We start from the raw sequence: 23,259 nt of genomic DNA, 5'->3' as shown, positions 1-23,259 counted from the left end.
GCCTAGCGGTCAGCTGCCGAGGCGCCCCACGGCGGCGTCGATGCGCTCGTCGGTCGTCGTGAGCGCCACGCGGACGTGACGATCGCCGGCCGGCCCGTAGAACGACCCGGGGGCGACGAGCACACCGCGCTCGGCCAGCCAGGAGACCGTGACCCAGGCGTCCTCGTCCCGCGTGGCCCAGAGGTAGAGCCCGGCCTCGCTGCGGTCGATGCGGAACCCTGCCCCTTCGAGAGCGGGAAGGAGGCGCGCCCGGCGGGCCGCGTACCGCGCCTTCTGCTCGACCACGTGGGCCTCGTCGGCCAGCGCGACCACCATGGCTTGTTGCACCGGGGCCGGTGGCATGAGTCCGGCGTGCTTGCGCACGGCGAGCAGCTGCCCGAGGACGTGGTCGCAGCCCGCGACGAAGCCCGCGCGGTACCCGGCGAGATTGGACTGCTTGCTGAGCGAGTACACCGAGACGACGCCACGGAGGTCGTCACCCACGACGCGGGGGTCGAGGATGCAGGGCGTGGGGTGATCGGCCCATTCGCCCGTCCAGCCGAGTTCGGCGTAGCACTCGTCGCCCGCGATCACGGCCCCGAGTTCGCGCGCACGGGCGACGGCGGCCCGCAGGGCCTCGACGCCGAGGACGGCTCCGTCGGGGTTGCCCGGGCTGTTCAGCCAGACCAGCTTCGTCGAGGCGGGCCACTCGGCCGGGTCGTCGGAGGCGAGGGCCGTCGCGCCGACGAGAGCCGCACCGAGCGCGTAGGTCGGGTAGGCGTTGGTCGGGTAGACCACCGTGTCGCCCGCACCGATGCCGAGCCAGAGCGCCATGCCGGCGATGAGTTCTTTCGAGCCGATGGTCGGCAGCACGTGGGCGTCACCGAGGCCGGTCACTCCGCGGCGCCGCTCGTACCACTCGGCGATGGCCGACCGCAGGGCCGGGGTACCGGCGACCTGCGGGTACGAGTGGGCGTCGGTCGCGACGGCGAGGGCCTCGCGGACGACGTCGGGGGTCGGGTCGACGGGCGAGCCGACGCTGAGGTCGACGATGCCACCGGGGTGACGCCGCGCGGTCGCCGCGTACGGCACCAGGGCGTCCCAGGGGAACTCGGGCAGGTCGAGCGCCACGGAGGCCGACCTAGGCGCCGGCGCCCTGAGGGGGCAGCGCCGAGATCACGGGGTGGTCCTTGGCGATGACGCCGACCTTGGCCGCGCCACCGGGCGAACCGATCTCGTCGAAGAACTCGACGTTGGCCTTGTAGTACTCGGCCCACTTGTCGGGCAGGTCGTCTTCGTAGTAGATGGCCTCGACGGGGCACACCGGCTCGCAGGCACCGCAGTCGACGCATTCGTCGGGGTGGATGTAGAGCGAGCGTTCGCCCTCGTAGATGCAGTCGACGGGGCACTCGTCGATGCAGGCACGGTCTTTGACATCGACACAGGGAAGTGCGATCACGTACGTCACGTCTGGGGGGTTCCCTTCGCGTCGGGCAGGGCGTCCAGCCTATCGTCTGCCGGCTGTGCCTCGACCGAGGAGGCGCGGGTCGAGTCGCCGGGCGACGTCGGGCCCCCGGCGACCGGGTCTCGCAACCGCGGCCACCCGAGCACCACGAGGCAGATGAGGAACACGCCGCCGAGCCAGACCAGGGCGGGCGTGTTGTCGGGCACGAGGATCGATCCGCCCGGACTCGCCTGCCACAGGACCACGAGTGCCCCGAGCAGTCCGACGGCGGCGGCGCCGGCCATGGCCCGCGAACCGAAGACCGAGCGGAGACCGGCGAGGAGCGCGAGGCTCATCAGCAGCGCGAGGACGAGCCCGGACCACACCGGCGAACCGGCGACGGTGATCGTCGACTGGTGCATCACGGTGCCGATGGTGCCGAACACGGCCCCGGCGGCGAGCGCCAGCACGAGCGCGGCGACGCGACCGCCCGTCGTCATCTGCGCCATCTCGGAGGCGCCCCGGTCGTCCGTCGGCTCGGGCACGAAGCGGAACGACTCACGGACCGTCACGGGCTCGACGGCCCCGTGGGGGAAGCGGATGCCGGCCCGGCCGCCCGGGAGGTCGACCACCTCGACCTGGCTGCGGTGGTCCCGCAGCGCCGCGAGCTTGCGGGGTGCGACGTGCCGTGCGTCCATCGTCAGCACGGTGTCGTCGGTGGCGAGGGCCTCGGCCTCGGCGCCCTCGGCCGACTCGGCGCCGGCCACGATCGCGAAGTACGGCACGCCGACGAGGCGCGCGGCGCGCACGGCGACCCGGTTGGCCCGGACGTGGTCGGGGTGGTGGTAGCCGCCGTCCTCGTCGTAGCTGATGACGGCGGTCGGGCGCACGGACTGCACGACGGCCGACAGGTCGCTGACGACCTCGCCGAACTCGGCGGCGCAGAAGGCGGCGGGGTGCAGGTCCGGCGTCGGCCCGGCCACGCCGTCGGACCGCCAGACCATGCCGCTGTCGCGGTAGGCCCGTTCGGGGAGGCCGGGCGTGCGGGCTCCGGGCGAACCGAGGAACCGATGGTCGTCGACGCCGAGGTCGTGCACGGCGGCGGCGATCTCGCCCTCGCGGTGGACGGCGAGGGCGGCCTGGTCGTCTCGCAGGGCGGCGAGGTCGTCGGGGATGACCTCGCCCAGTTCACCCCGGGTGCAGGTCACCACGGTGACGGCGGCACCGGCCTCGACCAGCGCGGCGATCGTGCCACCCGTGGTGATGGTCTCGTCGTCGGGGTGGGCGTGGACGAAGAGCACGCGCTCGAGCCGCGGGTCGCCGGCGGTCGAGGGCGACGCGGGCGTCGGCGAGGCGGAGGAGTTCATCACTGGACAGGATATGCCGCGCCGCACTACTGTCGGTCTGGCTCAGGGTGCCCTTAGTGAGGTTAGCCTAACCATACCGGCCCGTTCGGTCCCGTCTCGGCACCGTTCGGCGCAGTGCACCGTGAGCCCACTCCCGCCCCTGCTCGACGACGAGCTCCACTCCCCTCCGAGAAAGCCGTCCCCGTGCTCGCCAACTACCTCATCGGACTCCGGGAGGGCCTCGAGGCCGCTCTCGTGGTCGGCATCCTCATCGCCTACGTGGTCAAGGTCGGCCGACGTGACGTCCTCCCCCGCCTCTGGCTGGGCGTCGGCGCCGCGGTCGCCCTCTCCCTCGGACTCGGCGCCGTGCTGACCTTCGGCACCTACGGGCTCACCTTCCAGGCCCAGGAGATCATCGGCGGCGGACTCTCGATCGTGGCCGTGGGCTTCGTCACCTGGATGGTCTTCTGGATGGCCCGGACCGCGCGGGGCCTGCGCGGCGAGCTCGAATCCGGCCTCGACCGGGCGCTCGTCGGCGGTGCCGGGGCGATCGTCGCCCTGGCCTTCCTCTCGGTCGGGCGCGAGGGCATCGAGACCGCACTCTTCGTCTGGGCCACCGTGCAGTCGACCGGCGGCGGCGCGACGCCCCTCGTGGGCGCCCTGCTCGGCATCCTCACGGCGGTCGCGATCCAGGTGGCGATCTACCGCGGCGTGGTCCGCCTCGACGTCGCCCGGTTCTTCCGGGTGACCGGCTACTTCCTCGTCGTCGTCGCGGCGGGCGTCCTCGCCTACGGGGTGGGCGACCTGCAGGAGGCGTCCGTGCTGCCGGGCCGCGCCTCCCTGGCCTTCGACGTGAGCGCGGCCGTGCCGCCGACCAGCTGGTACGGCACCCTGCTCCAAGGGCTCGTCAACTTCACGCCGACGCCCAGCTGGCTTCAGGTGATCGTCTGGCTCGCTTACCTGGCCGTCGTCGTCCCCTTCTTCGTGCGTGCGACCCGCCGCCGACGCCCCGGCGCCCCGAGCACGTCCGACCCGTCCACGACCCGCGGCACCTCCGCCGCCCCGACCACCCCGTCCCCCCGCACCGCAGGAGCATCCCGATGATCGCCAGCCCCCTCCGCCCCCTCGCCGTCGCCTCGGGCGTCGCCGCGCTCGCACTGGCCCTGACCGGGTGCGTCGCGAACTCCCCCGCCGGCTCCTCGTCGGCCACCGCGGTGACCGTCGACGGCTCCGACGACTCCTGCTCGCTGTCGACGACCTCGGTGCCGAGCGGCCCCGTGACGTTCACCATGACGAACTCCGGCAGCGACAACAGCGAGTTCGAACTGCTCGCCGAGGACGGTCTCCGCATCATCAGCGAGAAGGAGAACATCGGCCCCGGCACGTCGGGCTCGATGACCGTCTCGGTGCCGGCCGGCGAGTACTACACCGCCTGCGTCCCGGGGCTCGTCGGAGAAGGCGTGCGCGCCTCCTTCACGGTGACCGACTCGGGCACGGCCGTCGAGGCCACGGGCAGCGAGAAGCAGCAGATCGACGCCGCGGCGACGGCCTACGTCGGCTACGTCAAGGACCAGACCGGGCAGCTCGTCACGGCCACCGACGAGTTCCTCGCCGCCTACACCGCCGGCGACGACGAGAAGGCACGGTCGCTCTACCCCTCCGCACGGGCACACTACGAGCGCATCGAGCCCGTGGCCGAGTCCTTCGGCGACCTCGACCCGAAGATCGACTTCCGCGAGGCCGACGTCGAACCCGGCACCGAGTGGACCGGCTGGCACCGCATCGAGAAGGACCTCTGGCAGCCCGCGGCGTCAGAGAACGGAGGGGCGGCGTACGTCCCCCTGACGGCCGACGAACGCACGCACTACGCCGACCTGCTGACGAGCGACACGAAGGACCTCTACGACGAGGTCACGGCGAGCGACTTCACGGTCGGCATCGACACGATCGCCAACGGTGCGGTCGGCCTGATGGACGAGGTGGCCACCGGCAAGATCACCGGCGAGGAAGAGATCTGGTCGCACACCGACCTCTACGACTTCCAGGGCAACCTCGAGGGTGCCCGGGTGGCGTTCGACGGCGTGCGCGACGTCGTCGACCAGAAGGACCCCGAGCTGGCGACCTCCATCGACGCGCAGCTGACGAAGGTCGAGACGCTGCTCGCCGGTCACGGCAGCCTCGACGCGGGCTACCCGTCGTACACCGACCTGACCGACGCCGACAAGAAGAAGCTGTCGGACGCCGTCAACGCCCTCAGCGAGCCGCTCAGCAAGCTGACCTCGGCACTGGTCGCCTGACGGTGACGGACGGAGGCGGCCTCTCGCGCCGCGGTCTGCTGGGGCTCGTCGGCACGGGCGTCGGGGCCGGCGTCCTGGGCCTCGGGGTCGGGATCGGCACCGACCGCGCCGTGCAGGCGCACGCCGGCGGGTCGTCCGGGGCCTCGGCGTCGTACCCGTTCTTCGGTGACCACCAGTCGGGCATCGTGACGGCTGCCCAGGACCGCCTGCACTTCGCGTCGTTCGACGTCGCGGACGGCGTCACGCGCACCGAGCTCGTCGAACTGTTGAAGGACTGGAGCTACGCGGCCTCGCGCCTGACCGCCGGACTCGACGTGAGCCCCACCGGTGCCACGGGCGGCAGCCTCCTGGCTCCGCCGGACGACACGGGCGAGGCCATGGGCCTGCCCGCCGCAGGGCTCACGGTCACGATCGGCTTCGGGCCGACCCTGTTCACCACCGCCGACGGCACCGACCGCTTCGGGCTCGCCTCGAAGCGGCCTCCGGCCCTCGTCGACCTGCCGCACTTCTCGGGCGACCAGCTCGTCGCGGCCGCGAGCGGCGGCGACCTCTGCGTCCAGGCCTGCAGCGACGACCCGCAGGTCGCGGTGCACGCCATCCGCAACCTCTCGCGGATCGCCTTCGGCCGCGCCTCCTTGCGGTGGTCCCAGCTGGGCTTCGGTCGCACCTCGTCGACGACCCGGGGCCAGACGACGCCCCGCAACCTCTTCGGCTTCAAGGACGGGACGGCCAACGTCAAGGCCGAGGACGTCGCCGCGGTGGACGACGGCGTCTGGGCGACCGCGTCCGACGGTGCGGCGTGGATGGACGGCGGGTCGTACCTGGTCGCGCGCAAGATCCGCATGACGATCGAGACCTGGGACCACGCCTCCCTGTCCGAGCAGCAGACGGTCGTCGGCCGCGACAAGGGCGAAGGGGCCCCGCTCTCGGGCGGGACCGAGTTCACCGCCCCCGACTTCGCCGTCGCCGCCTCGACCGGTGGCGGGCCGGCCATCGCACCCGACTCGCACGTCGCGTTGGCACACCCCCGGAACAACGACGGGGCCACGCTGCTGCGCCGCGGGTACAACTTCGTCGACGGCAACGACGAACTCGGCCGCCTGAACGCCGGGCTGTTCTTCATCGCCTTCAACCGCGACCCGCGGCGGCAGTACGTGCCGATCCAGCAGGCGCTGTCGGGGAACGACCGGATGAACGAGTACGTCAAGCACGTCGGGTCGGCGATCTACGCCGTGCCGCCCGGGGCGTCACGCGACGGCTGGGTCGGCGAGACGCTCTTCGGCTGACGCGACTCCCGACGGATCGGGACCCGCCGGGACCGAGGCGCTCACCGCGGGTGGTCAGACGGACGTGACGACGTACGTGGCGATCGCCTGACCCTCGCTGTCGGTCGAGACGGTGAGCACGACGCGGTACGCGGAGCCGGTGAAGGTGCCGAAGCCGCTCTCGGCGTCGGTGTCGACCCCCGAGGCCGTGTAGCCGGCGGCCTCGAGCTGCTGCTGGGCGACGGCGAACTGGTCGGCCCCCGAGACGGTGATCTGGGCGACCCATCCGGTGCCGTAGGGACCTGCTCCCCCACCACGGGTCGTCCCCGGGACGAGCGGCACCTCGGCCGGGAAGCTCGCGGGCAGGGTGCCGTCGGTCGTGATGCCTGCACCGTTCAGCGCCTCGCCTGCCGCATCCTCGACGGCCTTCTGCGCGGTGCCCTTGAGGTCTTCGATGCCGCTGTCGACCGCGCCGCCCACGATGTTGTCGACGGGCGAGCCCTCACCGCAGGCGGTGAGGCCGGCCACGAGGCCGGCCGCCAGCGCGAGCGTGGCGGCGGAGCGGGCGAGGGTCGTCTTCTGGATCAGCACTCCGCGAGGTTAACGGTGGCCGCTGGGGACCGGCGCAGAACGTGCCGACCATGCACGAAGGAGGCGGCCCGCGGTGATGCGGACCGCCTCCTCGGCGGATGGTGCTGTGGAGCGCTGCCGCTTACGCGTTCTGCTTCTTCAGGCGAGCGGTGCTGCGCTGGCGAGCCGACGCGTCGAGCTCGACCTTGCGGATGCGGATGGCGTCGGGGGTGACCTCGACGCACTCGTCGTCACCGGCGAACTCGAGGGCTTCCTCGAGGGACAGCACCTTGGAGGGCGTCATCGACTCGAAGTTGTCGGCCGTCGACTGACGCATGTTGGTCAGCTTCTTCTCTTTGGTGATGTTGACGTCCATGTCGTCGGCGCGCGAGTTCTCGCCCACGACCATGCCCTCGTAGACCTCTTCGGTCGGCTGCACGAAGAACGACATGCGCTCTTGCAGGTTGATGATCGCGAAGGGCGTGACGACGCCCGAGCGGTCGGCGATGATCGAGCCGTTGGTGCGGGTCGAGATCTCGCCGGCCCAGGGGCCGTAGCCGTGGCTGATGCCGTTGGCGATGCCGGTGCCGCGCGTGTCGGTGAGGAACTGCGTGCGGAAGCCGATCAGGCCGCGCGAGGGGACGATGAACTCCATGCGCACCCAGCCCGAGCCGTGGTTCGCCATGTTCTCCATGCGGCCCTTGCGGGCGGCCATGAGCTGCGTGACGGCACCGAGGTACTCGTCGGGCACGTCGATGGTCATGTGCTCGAACGGCTCTTGCAGCTTGCCGTTCTCGTCACGACGCGTGACGACCTGGGGCTTGCCGACGGTGAGCTCGAAGCCCTCGCGACGCATCTGCTCGACGAGGATGGCCAGCGCGAGCTCGCCGCGGCCCTGGACCTCCCACGCGTCGGGGCGTCCGACGTCGAGGACCTTGAGCGAGACGTTGCCGACCAGTTCGCGGTCGAGGCGGTCCTTCACCATGCGGGCGGTCAGCTTGTGGCCCTTGACCTTGCCGATGATGGGCGAGGTGTTCGTGCCGATGGTCATCGAGATGGCCGGGTCGTCGACCGTGATGGTCGGCAGCGGGCGGACGTCGTCCGGGTCGGACAGCGTCTCGCCGATGGTGATGGTGTCGAAGCCGGCGACGGCGACGATGTCACCGGGGCCCGCGCTCTCGGCGGGGTAGCGGCTGAGGGCCTTCGTGATCAACAGCTCGGTGATGCGTGCGTTCTGGACCGAGCCGTCGGACTTGACCCAGGCGACCGTCTGGCCCTTCTGCAGGGTGCCGTGGAAGACGCGGAGGAGCGCGAGACGACCGAGGAACGGCGAGGCGTCGAGGTTGGTGACGTGCGCCTGCAGGGGGTGCTCGTCGTCGTAGCGCGGCGCCGGCACGTGGGTGAGGATCGCCTCGAAGAGGGGCTCGAGGTCGGGGTTGTCGGGCAGCGAGCCGTCGTCGGGCTTGTTCGTCGACGCGGCGCCGTTGCGACCCGAGGCGTAGACGACGGGCACGTTGAGGATGGCGTCGAGGTCGAGGTCGTCGACCTCTTCGCTCAGGTCGCTGGCGAGGCCGAGCAGGAGGTCCTGGCTCTCGGCGACGACCTCGTCGATGCGCGCGTCGGGACGGTCGGTCTTGTTGACCAGCAGGATGACGGGCAGCTTGGCCGCGAGGGCCTTACGGAGCACGAAGCGCGTCTGGGGCAGCGGGCCCTCGGACGCGTCGACGAGCAGCACGACGCCGTCGACCATCGACAGGCCGCGCTCGACCTCGCCGCCGAAGTCGGCGTGGCCGGGGGTGTCGATCACGTTGATGGTGATCGGGCCGTCGGTCGCGTGGGCACCGTTGTAGAGCACCGAGGTGTTCTTCGCGAGGATCGTGATGCCCTTCTCACGCTCGAGCTCGTTGCCGTCCATCATGCGGTCTTCGGTGTCGAAGTGCGCGTCGAACGAGTTGGTCTGCTTGAGCATGGCGTCGACGAGGGTCGTCTTGCCGTGGTCGACGTGGGCCACGATCGCCACGTTGCGCAGGTCGCTGCGGATGGCAGTCGCCATGGATGTATTCCTTACGAGAAGAGAGAGGGGGAAGTGGTCGGGTCAGAGCCCGGCGAAGACAGTCTACGGCACGTGGTAAAGGGACCCCTCCGCCGAGGGTTTCCCGAGGGCGAGGGGGACGCTTCCGGTCCCCCACATGACCTCTTGTCACCTTTTGGTCCCGGTGGGAGCGTGAAGTCCTGGGCCACTCGCCCACCGAACGGAGGACACCATGAAGAAGCGCATCGCATCCGTGTTGTTGGGTCTCGGCCTCGTCGCCGGCGCCGTCGCCGCCCCTGCTGCCGCACAAGCGGCGGTCGCCAGCACCTCACCCGGTTACTCGTCCCTGAACGCCTGCAACGCCGGGGCCAAGACGTACCGCCAGACCGGACTCACGATCACGTCGGCCTGCACGTACTACTCGGGGTCCAAGACCTGGAACTTCACCTACAGCGCCTGACGCCGACCGTCGTCCGCGACCACGAAGGGCCCCGCCGTCCGGCGGGGCCCTTCGTGGTCGCGAACGACTCAGCGGCCGAACTCGAAGTTCGCGCCGGGGATCGCTTCGAGCAGTTCGCGCGTGTACTGCTGGGCCGGGTTCGCGAAGATGTCGTCGGTCGTGCCCGCCTCGACGACGCGACCCTTCTGCATGACGCTGACGTTGTCCGCGATGAGGCGGACGACGGCGAGGTCGTGCGTGATGAAGAGGTAGGTCAGCCCGAGTTCGGTCTGCAGGTCGGTGAGCAGGTCGAGGATCTGCCCCTGGACGAGGACGTCCAGGGCCGAGACCGCCTCGTCGAGGACGATGACGTCGGGCTTGAGCGCGAGCGCCCGAGCGACGGCGATGCGCTGGCGCTGACCACCGGAGAGCTCGTTCGGGTACCGGTTGACCGTCGACGCGGGCAGGGACACCTGATCGAGCAACTCGCGGACGCGGGCCTGACGACTGGACCGGTCGCCGATGCCGTGCGTGACGAGCGGTTCGGCGATCGTGTTGCCCACGCTGTACATGGGGTCGAGCGAACCGTAGGGGTCCTGGAAGACCGGCTGGACCCGACGACGGAAGTCGAAGAGGTCTCGGCCCTTCAGGGCTCCGACGCTCTGCCCGTCGACCGACACGGTGCCCGACGTGATCGACTCGAGCTGGAGGACGAGCTTGGCCACGGTCGACTTGCCCGAGCCGGACTCGCCCACGAGCGCCATGGTCGTGCCCCGCGGGATCGAGAACGACACGTCGTCGACGGCCCGCAGATCGGTGGTCTTGAACCCGCCCTGACGGATCTTGTAGACCTTGGACAGGTTCGTCACCGAGATGTACTCGGAGTCCTTCTTGCCGGCCTCCTCGCGCTGACGGGCGCGAGCGATGAGCTCGGCGTCGTCGGCGCCTTCGTCGGAGATCGCGAGCCCGTGGGAGTGCGTGGGCGCGATGCTCGACTGGATGCGCTGGCTGGCCAACGAAGGAGCGGCGGCGACGAGTCGCTGCGTGTAGGGGTGCTGAGGGTTGGCGAGGATCTCTTGAGAAGGCCCCGACTCGACGACGCGACCCTTGTACATGACGACGAGCTTCTCGGCCCGTTCGGCGGCGAGGCCGAGGTCGTGCGTGATGAAGAGCACCGAGGTGCCGTAGTCGCGGGTCAGGGTCTCGAGGTGGTCGAGGATGCGTCGCTGGACGGTCACGTCGAGGGCCGAGGTGGGCTCGTCCGCGATCAGGAGCTTGGGCCGCGACGACAGGCCGATCCCGATCAGCACGCGCTGGCGCATGCCGCCCGAGAACTGGTGCGGGAACTGCTTGAGGCGGTCGCCCGCGTCGTTGAGTCCGGCCTCTTTCAGGACGTCGACGGCTCGCTGGCGCACGGCCTGCTTGCCCGTCGCGACGCCGTTCGCCCGGATGGCCTCCTCGACCTGGAAGCCGATGCTCCACACGGGGTTGAGGTTCGACATGGGGTCCTGCGGCACGTAACCGATGTCGCGACCGCGGATGGCCTGCATCTCGGACGCGCTGACCTTCGTGAGGTCCTTGCCCTCGAAGAGGATCTGGCCACCCGTGACCTCACCCGTGCCGGGCAGCAGGTCGATGATCGACGTGGCGGTCGTCGACTTGCCCGAGCCGGACTCGCCCACGATCGCGAGGCTCTCGCCCTGGCGGATCGTCAGGTCGACCCCGCGCACGGCGTCGACGTATCCGGCCTGCGTCTTGAAGCCGATCTTGAGGCCCTTGATCTCGAGCAGGGGCGTCGACGACGACGCGGTGCCGGCCGTCTCGGGTCGGGTTGAGGTGTCGGTCATCGACGTGCCCTCGCCTTCGGGTCGAGGGCGTCGCGCACGACGTCGCCCATGAGGAGGAACGACAGCACCGTCACGGACAGCGCCGCCGCGGGCCAGAACAGGGGCATCGGCGCGACACGGAGCGAGTTGCGGGCCGCGTTGATGTCGTTGCCCCAGGACATGGTGCTCGGCGGCAGCCCGATGCCGAGGAACGACAGCGTCGCCTCGGCCACGATGAACGTTCCGAGCGAGACGGTCGCCACGACGATGACCGGGGTGATGGCGTTCGGCACGACGTGCCGGACCAGGATGCGGAAGCGGGACACCCCGAGCGCGGCCGAGGCCGTCACGTAGTCGGCGGCCCGGGCGCTGAGGACCGAACCGCGCATGACACGCGCGATCTGGGGCCAGGCGAACACCGACAGCACGAGAGCAACGGTGAGCGGCGTCCGAGTCGGCAGGATCGACATCAGCACGATGGCACCGAGGACGGTGGGGATCGCGAAGAAGATGTCGCCGATGCGCGAGACGACCGCGTCGAGCCATCCGCCGTAGAAGCCGGCCAGCGAGCCGATCACGATGCCGACGACGGTGACGATGATCGTCGCGATCAGACCGACGGTCAGCGAGGCACGGGTGCCCCAGACGATGCGGGCGAACACGTCGGTGCCCTGGAACGTGAAACCGAGCAGATGGCCGGCCGACGGGCCCTCGTTGCTCCGGGGCAGGTCGGCGGCGGTCGGCGAGACGCTGGTGAACAGCCCGGGGAAGAGCGCCACCACGATGACGACGACGATGAGGAACGCCGCGATCCAGAACGTCGGGCGACGCTTCATGGCGTCCCACGCGTCGTTCCAGCTGCTGCGGGGTTTCTCGGACTCGTCGATCGCGTCGACGGCCTTGACGGGCGTCTCGTCGAGATCGGCGACGAAGTGGTCGGCGGACAACGCCGACGAGTCGTTACTTGGCATAGCGGATCCTCGGGTCGAGAAGGGCGTACAGCAGGTCGACGAGGAGGTTGGCGATCATGAAGATGATCACCATCACGGCGACGAACGAGACGACGGTGGGGCCCTCGCCGAGCGTGATCGCCCGGTAGACGGTGCCGCCGACGCCCTGGATGTTGAAGATTCCCTCGGTGACGATGGCACCGACCATCAGCGAACCGATGTCGACACCGAGATAGGTGACGACGGGGACGAGCGAGTTGCGCAGGATGTGCACGGTGACGACGCGGCCACGGGTGAGCCCCTTGGCCGAGGCGGTGCGCACGAAGTCGGCGCTCGAGTTCTCGGACACGGAGGCGCGGGTCAGCCGCACGATGTACGCGAACGACACCGAGGCGAGCACGATGGCCGGCAGGACCAGTTCGTCCCACGGCGCCTGAGAGCTGACCGTCGTGCGGAACAGGCCGAGCTGGATGCCGAAGACGTACTGCAGCAGGAAGCCGATGACGAACGTCGGCACCGAGATCAGCAACAGGCTGACGACGAGGGCGCTCGTGTCGAAGAGCTTGCCCTTGCGGAGGCCCGCGATCAGACCGACGACGATGCCGGCGACGGCCTCGAAGAGCAGGGCGAGCATCGCGAGTCGGAACGTGATGGGGAACGCCCGGATCAGCTCGTCGACCACGGGACGACCGGAGAAGGTCGTGCCGAGGTCGCCGGTGAAGAGGCCGCCGATGTACAGCAGGTACTGCACGATGAACGGCTGGTCGAGGTTGTACTCGGCGCGGATGGCCTCGATGACGGCCGGCGACGGGGTCTTGTCACCGAACAGCGCCGCCACGGGGTCACCGGGCAGCGCGAAGACCATGAAGTAGATGAGGAACGTCGCCCCGAAGAAGACGGGGATCAGTTGGAGGAGCCGGCGTCCGGTGTACCAGAGCATCAGGCTTCCTCGGACGTCTGCGCGTGCATCGTTATCGCAATCGTGTGGAGGGAGGGGTGGGTGGGCCCGCCGAAGGGGCCCGGACAGTGCGAACACTGCCCGGACCCCCTCGAGCGTCGGTCGAGCGCGTGAGCGACGACCTTACTTGGTTACTTGGTGATGTTCTCGTAGATCGGCACGGAGTCCCAGCCGTACTCGACGTTGCTCACCGTGTCGGCCCAGACGCCGTTGACGTTCGCATACCACAGCGGGATGATCGGCAGGTCCTTGAGCAGGACCTCCTGAGCCTTCTGGTACGAAGCGTTCGCGTCGTCGACGTCGCTCGCCGCGCTGCCCTCGGCGAGCAGGTCGTCGAACTCGGGGTTCGAGTACTTGCCGTCGTTCGAGCTGCCGCTCGTGGCCATCGTCGGGTACAGGAAGTTGTACAGCGACGGGTAGTCGGCCTGCCAGCCCGAACGGAAGGCGCCGGTCATGGCACCACCCGAGGCGTCGGTGCGGAACTCGGCGAAGGTCGGGTAGGGCTTGCCCTCGGCCTTGATGCCCAGCGTCTTCGAGATGTTCGCGGTGACCGCGTCCACCCACTCCTGGTGTCCACCGTCGGAGTTGTAGCCGATGGTGAACGTGGTGTCGCCGTAGGGCGAGATCGCGTCGGCCTGGTCCCAGAGGTCCTTGGCCTTGTCGGCGTCGAACGAGAGGACGCTCTCGCCCTCGAGCTCGTCGGTGTAACCGGGGATGACGGGCGAGGTGAAGTCCTTGGCCGGCGTCCGCGTGCCCTGGAAGATGACCTTCGTGACGTCGTCGCGGTTGATGGACATCGAGATGGCCTGACGACGCAGGTTGCCCTCTTCGTCGTCGCCGAAGTGCGCGAGGTACTGCGGGATCGTCATGCCCTGGAAGACCGCGGCGGGCTGGTTGACGTTCGTGTCGGGGAAGTCGCTCTGGTACGTCTGGAACGCCGCCGGGCCGATCTGGTCGAGCACGTCGAGGTTGCCACCCTGCACGTCGGCGTAGGCCGAGTCGAGCGAGGTGTAGAAGTTGATGTCGAGCCCGCCGTTCTTCGGCTTGCGGTTGCCGTCGTAGTCGGGGTTCGTCTTGAGCTTGATGCCCTGGTTGTGCGTCCAGGCGCCTTCACCGTCGAGCATGTACGGACCGTTGCCGACCGGGTTCTCACCGAACGCGGCGGGGTCGGCGTAGAACGATTCCGGCAGCGGCGAGTAGGCCGAGTAGCCGAGGCGCAGGGGGAAGTCGGCCTCGGGGGTGTTGAGCGTGACCGTGAACTCGGTCGGGCTCTCGACGGTGAGGTCGAGGTCGCTCTGCGCGGTGTCGCTGTAGCCCTTGAAGTTCTCGAAGAACGAGCTGCCGGACGAGTTCGCGACGTTGTCGAAGCTGGCCGCCCAGTTCCAGGCCTTCGTGAACGACTCGCTCGTGACGTCGGTGCCGTCGGTGAACTTCCAGCCGTCCTTGAGGGTGACGGTCCACACGGTGGCGTCGTCGCTCTCGATGCTCTCGGCGACCTCGTTCTTGGTGGTGCCGTCGGCGTTGTAGCTGACCAGACCGGCGAAGATCGAGGTGACGATGCGGCCACCGCCGGTCTCGGTGGTGTTCGACGGGACGAGCGGGTTCTCGGGCTCGGTGCCGTTCGTCTTGATGATCGCGGAAGCGTCACCGGACGACGAGTTGTCGTCCCCGCTGCCGCTGGCGCAACCGGTGAGGACGAGTGCTGCCGTCCCCACGACGGCGACGGCCGACAGGCCCATGCGCGTCTTCTTCAATGTTCCTCCTGATGCGGGAAAGGACGCAGCACTGTGCCCAGGGGCCGTGCCGCGTTGGATGGTGTGAGCCTAGGCATCCCGTTCGGGCATCACCAAACCCCGACGACAACGGTTACACGACGGAAACCAACTCGCCGGATCGTTGCGTCGGCATGCAGTTCGTTGCGCGTGAGGCCTGAAGTTCGCATGAATCGGCTGCGAGAAATCCGCCACCTGGCAGGTATTGTTCTCCACCACGGCAGGAGGCGCGGGTCGGCCCACCCACGCCGGTCCCGTACGATCGCCCCCGTGAGCCGCCCCCACGACCCCACCCCCGCCGCGACACCACCCGATGACCTCGCACCGCGCCCGGCACGGATGACCCGAGCGCGCCTCCGGGTCGAGATCGCGATCGTCCTCGGTCTCTCGCTCGGCGCGTCGGCCGTGTACTCGGTGCTCTCGATCGTGAACCGCCTCACCCAGCAGACCGCGCTGTCGCAGCAGACCGCCACGCTGAACTCGCCGCTCAGCAGTCGCGAGTTCTTCGACCTCGCCTACCAGGTGCTCGGCGTGGCGGTCGACCTCGTGCCGGTGCTGCTCGTGGCCTTCCTGCTGTGGCGCGAGGAGCGGCCACACCTGGGTCGGCTCGGCGTCGACTTCTCGCGCGCCGGCCGGGACACCCTCGGTGGCGTCGGCCTGGCCCTCGCGATCGGCATCCCGGGCATCGGCCTCTACCTCGCGGGCAAAGCCCTCGACCTCACCGTCACGGTGGTGCCGACGAACCTCGGCGAGCACTGGTGGACCGTCCCCGTGCTGCTGCTCTCGGCCCTGCGGGCCGGCGTGACGGAAGAGGTGATCGTCGTCGCGTACCTGTTCGCGCGCCTCCGCGACCTCGGCTGGCGGACCTGGTCGATCATCGTGACGGCGGCCCTGCTGCGGGGCAGCTACCACCTCTACCAGGGGTTCGGCGCGTTCGTGGGCAACGTCGTCATGGGCGTCGCGTTCGGCTGGCTCTACGTGCGCTTCGGCCGGGTGCTGCCGCTCGTCGTCGCGCACGTCCTGATGGACGCGGCCGTCTTCGTGGGCTACCCGTGGGCCGCCACGACCTTCCCGGCGCTCTTCGGCCTCCCGTCCTGACGCCCCGGGTGGGCCGAACCGGACCGCCACGGCCGGAACCGGGTCTTGACGCCCGTCCGGGGGGCGAGTCTGATGGACGCACGGGTCACGGCGATCCGAGCTAGCCACACAGCGTGAGCTGTCCCCCGGGCGTCGATCGGGACGGTCGCCGCTACGTGAACGCCCTCCGCGACACTCGGCGGCCGACGTCCGAGGGACCCAGAGGAAACCGTCACCGCCCGACGGGATCGGGCGGTGACGGTTTCCCGTCCGTGGAGCGGGCCGTGGCCTAGGCGAACGCCTCGGCCGGCGGGCAGTTGCAGAACAGGTTGCGGTCACCGTAGGCCTGGTCGATCCGGCGCACCGGCGGCCAGTACTTGCCGCGCACGAGCGAGCGGACCGGGTACACGGCCTCTTCGCGACCGTACTCGGCGGTCCACTCGCCGACCACGACCGACTCGGCCGTGTGCGGCGCCCCGCGCAACGGGCTCGACTCGGCGGTGTACCGACCGGAGGCCACCTCGTCGGCCTCGCCCTTGATCGCGATCATGGCATCGACGAAGCGGTCGATCTCGGCCAGGTCCTCGCTCTCGGTCGGCTCGACCATGAGGGTGCCCGCGACGGGGAACGACATGGTCGGGGCGTGGAAGCCGTAGTCGATGAGGCGTTTGGCCACGTCGTCGACGGTGACCCCGGTCGCGTCGCGCAACGGTCGCAGGTCGAGGATGCACTCGTGCGCCACGAGGCCGTTCTCGCCCGCGTACAGCACCGGGAAGTGCTCACGCAGGCGGGCGGCGACGTAGTTGGCCGCCAGGACGGCCGCCCCGGTCGCCCGGGTGAGGCCCTCGGTGCCCATCATGCGCACGTACGCCCAGCTGATCGGCAGGATGCTCGGCGACCCGTACGGAGCGCTCGAGACCGGCACGCCGGCGTGGGCGAGGCGGTCGCCGTCGGCCGCGGGGGCGGCCCCGGTGCGGCGGTCGGCCTGCTGGGCCATCGGGTGGCCGGGCAGGAAGGGTGCGAGGTGGGCCTTGGCCGCGACCGGCCCCACGCCCGGACCGCCGCCACCGTGCGGGATGCAGAAGGTCTTGTGCAGGTTGAGGTGCGAGACGTCCCCGCCGAAGTCGCCGAAGCGCGCGACCCCGAGCAGGGCGTTGAGGTTCGCCCCGTCCACGTAGACCTGCCCGCCCGCCGCGTGGACCGCGTCGGTGAGGGCGACGATGTCGTGCTCGTACACGCCGTGCGTCGACGGATAGGTGATCATGAGAGCCGCGAGCTGGGCCGCGTGCTGCTCGACCTTGGCCCGCAGGTCGTCGAGGTCGACGTTGCCGCCCTCGTCGCAGGCGACCACGACGACGCGCATGCCCGCGAGCACCGCGCTGGCCGCGTTGGTGCCGTGCGCGCTCTGCGGGATCAGGCAGACCGTGCGCTCGACGTCGCCGTTCGACAGGTGGTAGCCGCGGATCGCGAGCAGACCGGCCAGCTCGCCCTGGCTGCCGGCGTTGGGCTGCAGCGAGACGGTGTCGTAGCCCGTGACCTCGGCCAGCCACCCTTCGAGCTGGCCTATCAGGTCGAGGTAACCCGCCACGTCGTCCGCCGGGGCGAACGGGTGCACGCCGGCGAACTCGGGCCAGGTGACCGCGGCCATCTCGGTCGCCGCGTTGAGCTTCATCGTGCAGCTGCCGAGCGGGATCATGCCGCGGTCGAGCGCGTAGTCCTTGTCGGCGAGGTGCTTGAGGTATCGCATCATGCTGGTCTCGCTGCGATGGGTGCGGAAGACCGGGTGCGTGAGGTAGTCGCTCGTCCGCAGCAGCGCCTCCTGCAGGCCCGAGGGCGCGGCGCCGTCGAGCAGGTCGACGCCGAGCACCTCGGCGACGGCCCGGACGTCGTCGGCCGTCGTGGTCTCGTCGAACGAGAGACGGACGCAGTCGTCGTCGACGGCGTGCAGCAGGTAGCCCCGATCGTGGGCCGCGGCGACGATCTCGGCCGCCCGACCCGGGACGAAGACCTGGAGGGTGTCGAAGAACGAGTCCCGCTCGAGCTCGAGCTCGCTCGCCCCGATCGCGGCCGCCAGGTCGGAGGCGTGGCCGTGCACGCGCGTCGCGATGTGCCGCAGCCCCCAGGGGCCGTGGTAGACCGCGTACATCGACGCCATCACGGCGAGCAGCACCTGCGCGGTGCAGATGTTCGACGTGGCCTTCTCGCGGCGGATGTGCTGCTCGCGGGTCTGCAGGCTGAGGCGGTAGGCGGGCTGGCCGACGGCGTCCTGCGAGACCCCGACCAGGCGACCGGGCAGCTGACGCTCGAGCCCGGTGCGGACGGCCATGTAGCCCGCGTGCGGGCCGCCGAAGCCCATCGGCACGCCGAACCGCTGGCTCGTGCCGACGGCGACGTCCGCCCCGAACTCGCCGGGTGCCTCGATCAGCGTGAGCGCGAGCAGGTCGGCGGCGACGACGGCCAGGCCGCCCTGGGCGTGGACCGCCTCGACGACGGCGCGAGGGCTCCAGACGGACCCGGACGCCGCGGGGTACTGCACGAAGAGGCCGAACGACTCGGGCAACTCGGAGGGGTCGAGCACCGAGAGGTCGAGCTCGACGAGTTCGATCCCGACGGCCTCGGCGCGGCCGGCGAGCAGGGCCTTGGTCTGCGGGAAGGTGTCGCTGTCGACGACGAAGACGTCGGTCTTCGCCTTCGACGCCCGGCGGGCCAGCAGCATGCCCTCGACGACGGCCGTGCCCTCGTCGAGCATCGACGCGTTGGCCGTCGTGAGCCCGGTCAGCTCGGCCACCATCGTCTGGAAGTTGATGAGGGCCTCGAGTCGACCCTGCGAGATCTCGGGCTGGTACGGCGTGTACGCGGTGTACCAGCTGGGGTTCTCGAGCACGTTGCGCTGGATGACGGCCGGGGTGACGGTGTCGTAGTACCCGAGACCGAGGAGGCTGCGCGAGACGCGGTTGCGCCCCGCCAGGGCGCGCAGCTCGGCGAGCGCCTCTTCTTCGCCGATCGGCTCGGGCAGCACGCTGCCCTCGACGGCCGCGGCGTGGATCGCGTCGGGCACGGCGGCCGCGACGAGCGACTCGACGCTGTCGTGCCCCACGGCGGCGAGCATCGTCGCCTGGTCACCCGGCGTGGTGCCGACGTGGCGGTCGACGAAGCCGGTGGCGACCTGGTCGGACCAGCCGCCGAAGACGGACCCGCCCGTCTGCCCGGCGCTCATTCGGCGGTCAGCGCGACGTACTCGTCGCGCGAGAGCAGGCCCTGGCCGTCGGTCGACGACAGGGTGATCTTGATGAGCCAGCCCTCGCCGAACGGGTCGCTGTTGACGAGGTCGGGGCTGTCGACGACGGCCTGGTTGGCCTCGAGCACGGTGCCGAGCGCGGGGGCGAAGAGCTCGCCGACCGACTTCGTCGACTCGATCTCGCCGACCACCGTGCCGGTCTCGACCTCGGTGCCCTCGGCGGGAAGGTCGACGTAGACGACGTCGCCCAGCTTGTCGGCCGCGTAGTCGGTGATGCCCACGGTGGCGGTGTCGCCGTCGATCAGGAGCCACTCGTGCTCGGCGGTGTACTTCAGTGCGGTGAGATCGGTCATGGCCGGTCCTTTCGAGGGAGGGGGTGCCTAGGAGCGCTTGTAGAAGGGCAGCGGGACGACGGTGGCGGCGACGGCGGTGCCGCGGACGTCGACGGCCAGTGCGGGACCGCGGTCGACGACGTCGGGGTCGACGTAGGCCATGGCCACCGGGTGGCCGAGGGTGGGCGACAGCGCGCCGCTCGTGACCTCGCCGACGACGGTGCCGTCGTCGGTGACGACCGGGTAGCCCGCCCGCGCCGCCCGACGCCCGGTGAGCGTCAGTCCGACGAGGACGCGGGCGCCGGCGGTGGGCTCGACGTTCGAGCGCCCGACGAAGTCCTTCGAGGTGTCGACGACCCGGCCGAGCCCCGCCTGGTCGGGGCGGACGTCGAGGCCGAGCTCGTGGCCGTAGAGCGGCATGCCGGCCTCGAGGCGGAGCGTGTCGCGGCTGGCCAGCCCCGCGGGGACGAGCCCTCGGGGTCCGCCGGCCTCGGCGATCGCGGCCCACAGCGACGGGGCGGTCTCGGGGTCGACGTAGAGCTCGAAGCCGTCCTCGCCGGTGTACCCGGTGCGCGCGATCAGCACGGGGGCGTCGTCGAAGGTGGCCTGCAGCACGCGGTAGTACCGCAGCGTCGACAGCGGGGCGTCGGGCTGGAGGCGGTCGGCCGTGACGAGTTCGTCGAGCACGCCCTCGCTCTCGGGCCCCTGGACCGCGATCAGCGCGGTGTCGTCGCTCTCGTCGTCGACCGTGACGTCGAACCCGGAGGCGCGGGTCGCGAGGGCCGCGAACGCCACCTCGCGGTTTCCCGCGTTGGCCACCACGAGGTAGTCGTGCTCGTCGAGGCGGTAGACGACGAGGTCGTCGACGATCCCGCCCTCGGCGGCCAGCAGGAGCGAGTACTTCGCCCGCCCGACGGCGATGGTCGAGAGCGTGCCGGCCAGGGCGTGGTCGAGGAAGGCGCCGGCGTCCGGCCCGACGACGGCGATCTCGGCCATGTGCGAGAGGTCGAAGAGCCCGGCGGCGGTGCGGACCGCGTGGTGCTCGCCGAGGTCGGAGTCGTACCGGACCGGCATCTGCCACCCCGCGAAGTCGGTGAAGACGGCACCGGCGGCGACGTGCACCTCGTGCAGCGGACTGAAGCGCTCGTCGGGTTCGTCGGAACCGCTCAGGTCGGGGTCGCCGCCCGGCCCCGTGGCGATGCCCTCGGTGCCGTCGTCGGAGAGGACGACGTCGCCGTCGAGCACGGCGGACGCCTCGGCACCGCGGAGGTCGTCGTCGTCGGGCCCGGGGGCGGCGGGAAGGTTCGAGGCTGCGTCGGACATCGGTGCTCCTGAGAGGGACGGACCGGCCGCCAGGTGTCTCGGCCGGGAACGGTGCCGTGCGGATGGCGCACGACGGGGCAGCCCTGTCCGGCGGTCCGCCGGTCGGGGCTCCCCCTCTGTCATGGGCCTGAGAGCTTCACCGGCCGGGGCCGGTTTTCACCGTGGGCGAGGACCGGCGAGGGGTCTGTCGACCGCCTCGCGCCTCCTGCTTTTCAGAGTGGCCAGTCCGTCGCGGTACGCGTACCTGAGAGATTGGCGGGGAGCTTGCTCCTTCGGTGCCCGGTCGGCGCAGTCTCTGCGCACCGGAGCTCTCCCGCGACGTGTTCGTGGCCCGATGTTCGGTTGTGGCGTCAGCCTAGCGTCGTCGTGTGACGCGCAGGTTTCGGGTGTGCACGCGATTCCGGTCGCCCTGACGACGACCGGCGCCCCGACCGGGTGGGGTCGGGGCGCCGGGAGGTCGTCGCGGGAGGCGTCAGACGGTGCGCGAGGGCTGCCCCGGCTCGGGCGATCCGGCGGCCTCGTGCTCGGCGACGAGCTTGCGCACGTCGTCCGCCAGCTGGGCGACGCCCTCGGGCAGCATCTCGAAGCCCTCGCGGTTGCCCGGGTTGACGACGAGGCCGGTCTCGGCCGGGATGGCCTGCACGAGCTCGGCAGCAGGGAGGGTAGCCGAGAACTCGGCCACGCCCTTGACCTGTTCGCCGATCATGTCGACGTGGGTGAAGGCGGCCAGCATCGGCACGCCCTCGCGGTCGAAGAGAACGGGCTGCAGGTCGTTCAGCGACTCTTGCGCGTCGGTGGCCGTGGCGACGACGACCTGGGCGTTGACGAACTCGGCGAGCACGCTGTTCATGTCGCCCTCACCCGCCTGGCCCTTGCTGATGGCCTGTTCGAGTGCGGTCTTTTCGCGGTTGTCCGTGTCGGTCATCCGACCAGCCTGCCGGGCGAACCTCCGTGTCGGCTCAGCGTCGCGCGTGGTGGGCGGCCCGGCCACTCGCTACCCTGTGCAACACCCCGCCGTGTCGCACCCACCTCGAGGAGCCCTCGTGCCCCGCAGCCTCCGCCTCCGCCCCTCCCCCCGATCCGCCGCGCCGGCCCTGGCCACCGCGGGTCTCGCCCTCGTGCTGCTCGTGTCCGGGTGCGCCGGCGGCGAGCCGGCCTCGTCGCCGAGCCCGACGAGCACCGCGTCGGTCACGCCCACGCCGACGGCCTCGGACGACGCGACGGCCCTGCCCGACGCCACCGCGCTGCCGACGACCGAGCCGCCCGCTCCCTCCACGGCCCAGGCCCAGGAGGCGCCCCCCGCGTGGCACGCGTGCGTCACGGCGGTCGGTCAGCAGTACCCCGACCTGCCGTACCTGGGCGACGTCTGGGCCTACGAGGCCGACGACGTCCGCGACAGTGACGTCGGCGCGATCGCCACCGTCACGATGGGCCACCTCGCCGACGGTCGCCCCGCCACCGAGTGGACCTGCCAGATCTCGGGCACCCCCGAGTCCCCCGTCGTCGACCGGGTCTCGCCGGCCGACCTCTGAGCCACGGTCGCCCCTGCCGTCGCCGGTCCGGCTAGGCCGCGACGGCGACGACGACCGTGCCGTCGATCTCGTGGTCGCGGACGACCCGGGCCCGGAGACCCGCGGCGGCCAGCGCCTCCTTCGTGTCGGCCGCCTGACGTCCGCTCGTCTCGAGGACCAGGGTGCCGCCGGGCGCCAGCCAGTCGCCGACCTCGGCGGCGATCCGCCGGTGCAGGTCGAGCCCGTCGGCTCCGCCGTCGAGGGCGAGCGAGGACTCGTGGAGGCGCGCCTCGGGGGGCAGGGACGGGATCGCGTCGGTCGGCACGTAGGGCGCGTTCGCCGCGATCACCCGGAACCGACCGCGCAGCGACACCGGCAGGCCGTCGAACAGGTCACCCCGGACGACCGTCCCCCGTTCGTCGAGGTTGCGTCGGGCGCAGCGCACGGCCGCCGGGTCGAGGTCGGTGGCCCAGAGGTCGAGACCGGGGTGCTCGGCGGCGAGCACGGCCGCGACGGCGGCGGCACCGCAGCAGAGCTCGAGCACGGCGAGGGGACCGGTGGCGAGACCCCGCGCGGCACCCGCCTCGGCGAGCGCCACCTCGGCCTGCCGCAGGACCAGCTCGGTCCGGCGGCGGGGCACGAAGACGCCGGGCTCGACGACGACCCGCCGCCCGGCGAAGGCCGCCCAGCCGAGGACCTGCTCGAGCGGTCGGCCTGCGACGCGGTCGGCGACCATCGTCTCGAGCGCCTCGCCGTCGGCGGCCTCGTCGAGCAGCAGCCGCGCCTCGTCCTCGGCGAAGACGCAGCCCGCGGCCCGCAGTCGTCGGGTGACGACCTGCTCACGGTCGGCCCCGGGGATGGTCACGCGCCCACGCTAGACCGACGCGTAGGCTGACGAGA

Annotated in this window: 20 protein-coding genes and 1 riboswitch; of the genes, 6 read left to right on the top strand and 14 right to left on the bottom strand. The window is 70.9% G+C overall.

What is annotated here, in order from left to right; all coding sequences use genetic code 11:
* Positions 1-9: 9 nt before the first annotated feature.
* The 3 genes from dapC to IFT88_RS05330 are packed head-to-tail and all read right to left on the bottom strand — an operon-like array spanning position 10 to position 2,790.
* Positions 10-1,110, bottom strand: coding sequence for a succinyldiaminopimelate transaminase (dapC, locus tag IFT88_RS05340; RefSeq protein ID WP_192119251.1), 1,101 nt, complete (start codon positions 1,108-1,110; stop codon positions 10-12).
* Between the two features lie 10 nt (positions 1,111-1,120).
* Positions 1,121-1,447: a ferredoxin gene (gene fdxA / locus IFT88_RS05335; RefSeq protein ID WP_043595461.1), complete on the bottom strand. Its 327-nt coding sequence runs from the start codon at positions 1,445-1,447 to the stop codon at positions 1,121-1,123.
* Positions 1,444-2,790 (bottom strand): PIG-L family deacetylase, encoded by a 1,347-nt coding sequence (locus IFT88_RS05330; protein WP_192119249.1) that lies wholly within the window; start codon positions 2,788-2,790, stop codon positions 1,444-1,446. Before IFT88_RS05330 ends, fdxA begins: the two co-directional genes overlap by 4 nt.
* Before the next feature lie 183 nt (positions 2,791-2,973).
* Here IFT88_RS05330 and efeU point away from each other — a divergent pair, with 183 nt between their 5' ends.
* The 3 genes from efeU to efeB are packed head-to-tail and all read left to right on the top strand — an operon-like array spanning position 2,974 to position 6,352.
* Positions 2,974-3,873, top strand: a complete 900-nt coding sequence (gene efeU, locus IFT88_RS05325) for an iron uptake transporter permease EfeU (protein WP_056229255.1) — start codon at positions 2,974-2,976, stop codon at positions 3,871-3,873.
* Positions 3,870-5,066, top strand: a complete 1,197-nt coding sequence (gene efeO, locus IFT88_RS05320; RefSeq protein WP_192119246.1) for an iron uptake system protein EfeO — start codon at positions 3,870-3,872, stop codon at positions 5,064-5,066. The genes efeU and efeO overlap by 4 nt, the downstream gene beginning before the upstream one ends.
* The gene (gene efeB, locus IFT88_RS05315) at positions 5,063-6,352 is read left to right on the top strand and encodes an iron uptake transporter deferrochelatase/peroxidase subunit (protein WP_192119477.1); all 1,290 of its coding nucleotides are present in this window, start codon (positions 5,063-5,065) and stop codon (positions 6,350-6,352) included. Before efeO ends, efeB begins: the two co-directional genes overlap by 4 nt.
* A gap of 54 nt (positions 6,353-6,406) precedes the next feature.
* On the opposite strand, the gene IFT88_RS05310 is transcribed toward efeB, so the two are convergent.
* Together IFT88_RS05310 and typA are read right to left on the bottom strand one after the other, a co-directional pair.
* Positions 6,407-6,922 (bottom strand): hypothetical protein, encoded by a 516-nt coding sequence (locus IFT88_RS05310; protein WP_192119245.1) that lies wholly within the window; start codon positions 6,920-6,922, stop codon positions 6,407-6,409.
* A 121-nt stretch (positions 6,923-7,043) separates the two neighbouring features.
* Positions 7,044-8,954, bottom strand: coding sequence for a translational GTPase TypA (gene typA / locus IFT88_RS05305; protein ID WP_043595466.1), 1,911 nt, complete (start codon positions 8,952-8,954; stop codon positions 7,044-7,046).
* A 211-nt stretch (positions 8,955-9,165) separates the two neighbouring features.
* Between typA and IFT88_RS05300 the strand changes: the two genes are divergently transcribed.
* Positions 9,166-9,393: a hypothetical protein gene (locus tag IFT88_RS05300; RefSeq protein ID WP_043595467.1), complete on the top strand. Its 228-nt coding sequence runs from the start codon at positions 9,166-9,168 to the stop codon at positions 9,391-9,393.
* Positions 9,394-9,461: 68 nt separating this feature from the next.
* Here the strand turns inward: IFT88_RS05300 and IFT88_RS05295 are convergent, their stop codons facing one another.
* The 4 genes from IFT88_RS05295 to IFT88_RS05280 form a co-directional block, all read right to left on the bottom strand.
* Positions 9,462-11,219, bottom strand: coding sequence for a dipeptide ABC transporter ATP-binding protein (locus IFT88_RS05295; RefSeq protein WP_043595469.1), 1,758 nt, complete (start codon positions 11,217-11,219; stop codon positions 9,462-9,464).
* Positions 11,216-12,169, bottom strand: coding sequence for an ABC transporter permease (locus IFT88_RS05290; protein ID WP_043595470.1), 954 nt, complete (start codon positions 12,167-12,169; stop codon positions 11,216-11,218). Before IFT88_RS05290 ends, IFT88_RS05295 begins: the two co-directional genes overlap by 4 nt.
* Positions 12,159-13,088, bottom strand: coding sequence for an ABC transporter permease (locus IFT88_RS05285; RefSeq protein ID WP_043595472.1), 930 nt, complete (start codon positions 13,086-13,088; stop codon positions 12,159-12,161). The genes IFT88_RS05290 and IFT88_RS05285 overlap by 11 nt, the downstream gene beginning before the upstream one ends.
* Positions 13,089-13,237: 149 nt before the next feature.
* Positions 13,238-14,860: a peptide ABC transporter substrate-binding protein gene (locus tag IFT88_RS05280; RefSeq protein WP_043595473.1), complete on the bottom strand. Its 1,623-nt coding sequence runs from the start codon at positions 14,858-14,860 to the stop codon at positions 13,238-13,240.
* Positions 14,861-15,217: 357 nt separating this feature from the next.
* On the opposite strand from IFT88_RS05280, the gene IFT88_RS05275 reads away from it, so the two are divergent.
* The gene (locus IFT88_RS05275) at positions 15,218-15,976 is read left to right on the top strand and encodes a CPBP family intramembrane glutamic endopeptidase (protein ID WP_043595475.1); all 759 of its coding nucleotides are present in this window, start codon (positions 15,218-15,220) and stop codon (positions 15,974-15,976) included.
* A gap of 268 nt (positions 15,977-16,244) precedes the next feature.
* On the opposite strand, the gene gcvP is transcribed toward IFT88_RS05275, so the two are convergent.
* From gcvP to IFT88_RS05255, 4 genes are all read right to left on the bottom strand, one after another.
* A complete protein-coding gene (gene gcvP, locus IFT88_RS05270; protein WP_192119243.1) occupies positions 16,245-19,172 on the bottom strand; it encodes an aminomethyl-transferring glycine dehydrogenase in 2,928 nt (975 codons plus the stop codon).
* A complete protein-coding gene (gene gcvH, locus IFT88_RS05265; RefSeq protein WP_043595477.1) occupies positions 19,169-19,546 on the bottom strand; it encodes a glycine cleavage system protein GcvH in 378 nt (125 codons plus the stop codon). Before gcvH ends, gcvP begins: the two co-directional genes overlap by 4 nt.
* A gap of 27 nt (positions 19,547-19,573) precedes the next feature.
* Positions 19,574-20,695 (bottom strand): glycine cleavage system aminomethyltransferase GcvT, encoded by a 1,122-nt coding sequence (gene gcvT / locus IFT88_RS05260; protein ID WP_199858984.1) that lies wholly within the window; start codon positions 20,693-20,695, stop codon positions 19,574-19,576.
* A gap of 375 nt (positions 20,696-21,070) precedes the next feature.
* Positions 21,071-21,174, bottom strand: a riboswitch (glycine riboswitch).
* Positions 21,175-21,320: 146 nt separating this feature from the next.
* Positions 21,321-21,773 carry an SseB family protein gene (locus IFT88_RS05255; protein ID WP_043595479.1) on the bottom strand — a complete coding sequence of 151 codons (453 nt, stop codon included), beginning with the start codon at positions 21,771-21,773 and terminating at the stop codon, positions 21,321-21,323.
* A gap of 118 nt (positions 21,774-21,891) precedes the next feature.
* Here IFT88_RS05255 and IFT88_RS05250 point away from each other — a divergent pair, with 118 nt between their 5' ends.
* The gene (locus IFT88_RS05250; protein WP_192119239.1) at positions 21,892-22,380 is read left to right on the top strand and encodes a hypothetical protein; all 489 of its coding nucleotides are present in this window, start codon (positions 21,892-21,894) and stop codon (positions 22,378-22,380) included.
* 31 nt (positions 22,381-22,411) lie between these two features.
* On the opposite strand, the gene IFT88_RS05245 is transcribed toward IFT88_RS05250, so the two are convergent.
* Positions 22,412-23,224 (bottom strand): putative protein N(5)-glutamine methyltransferase, encoded by an 813-nt coding sequence (locus IFT88_RS05245; RefSeq protein WP_342212069.1) that lies wholly within the window; start codon positions 23,222-23,224, stop codon positions 22,412-22,414.
* Between the last annotated feature and the right edge of the window lie 35 nt (positions 23,225-23,259).

The organism is Frigoribacterium sp. CFBP 8751 (genome assembly GCF_014841545.1).
Classification (GTDB): domain Bacteria; phylum Actinomycetota; class Actinomycetes; order Actinomycetales; family Microbacteriaceae; genus Frigoribacterium.
The sequence above is the reverse complement of the archived record's forward strand: the minus strand, read 5'-3'. Positions and strand labels throughout refer to the sequence as shown.

Bases quoted from the DNA above. Each gene is read 5' to 3' on its own strand.
- IFT88_RS05330 (WP_192119249.1), bottom strand. From the start codon at position 2,790: ATGAACTCCTCCGCCTCGCCGACGCCCGCGTCGCCCTCGACCGCCGGC.
- efeO (WP_192119246.1), top strand. From the start codon at position 3,870: ATGATCGCCAGCCCCCTCCGCCCCCTCGCCGTCGCCTCGGGCGTCGCC.
- typA (WP_043595466.1), bottom strand. From the start codon at position 8,954: ATGGCGACTGCCATCCGCAGCGACCTGCGCAACGTGGCGATCGTGGCC.
- IFT88_RS05300 (WP_043595467.1), top strand. From the start codon at position 9,166: ATGAAGAAGCGCATCGCATCCGTGTTGTTGGGTCTCGGCCTCGTCGCC.
- IFT88_RS05295 (WP_043595469.1), bottom strand. From the start codon at position 11,219: ATGACCGACACCTCAACCCGACCCGAGACGGCCGGCACCGCGTCGTCG.
- IFT88_RS05290 (WP_043595470.1), bottom strand. From the start codon at position 12,169: ATGCCAAGTAACGACTCGTCGGCGTTGTCCGCCGACCACTTCGTCGCC.
- IFT88_RS05285 (WP_043595472.1), bottom strand. From the start codon at position 13,088: ATGCTCTGGTACACCGGACGCCGGCTCCTCCAACTGATCCCCGTCTTC.
- IFT88_RS05275 (WP_043595475.1), top strand. From the start codon at position 15,218: ATGACCCGAGCGCGCCTCCGGGTCGAGATCGCGATCGTCCTCGGTCTC.
- gcvP (WP_192119243.1), bottom strand. From the start codon at position 19,172: ATGAGCGCCGGGCAGACGGGCGGGTCCGTCTTCGGCGGCTGGTCCGAC.
- gcvH (WP_043595477.1), bottom strand. From the start codon at position 19,546: ATGACCGATCTCACCGCACTGAAGTACACCGCCGAGCACGAGTGGCTC.
- IFT88_RS05255 (WP_043595479.1), bottom strand. From the start codon at position 21,773: ATGACCGACACGGACAACCGCGAAAAGACCGCACTCGAACAGGCCATC.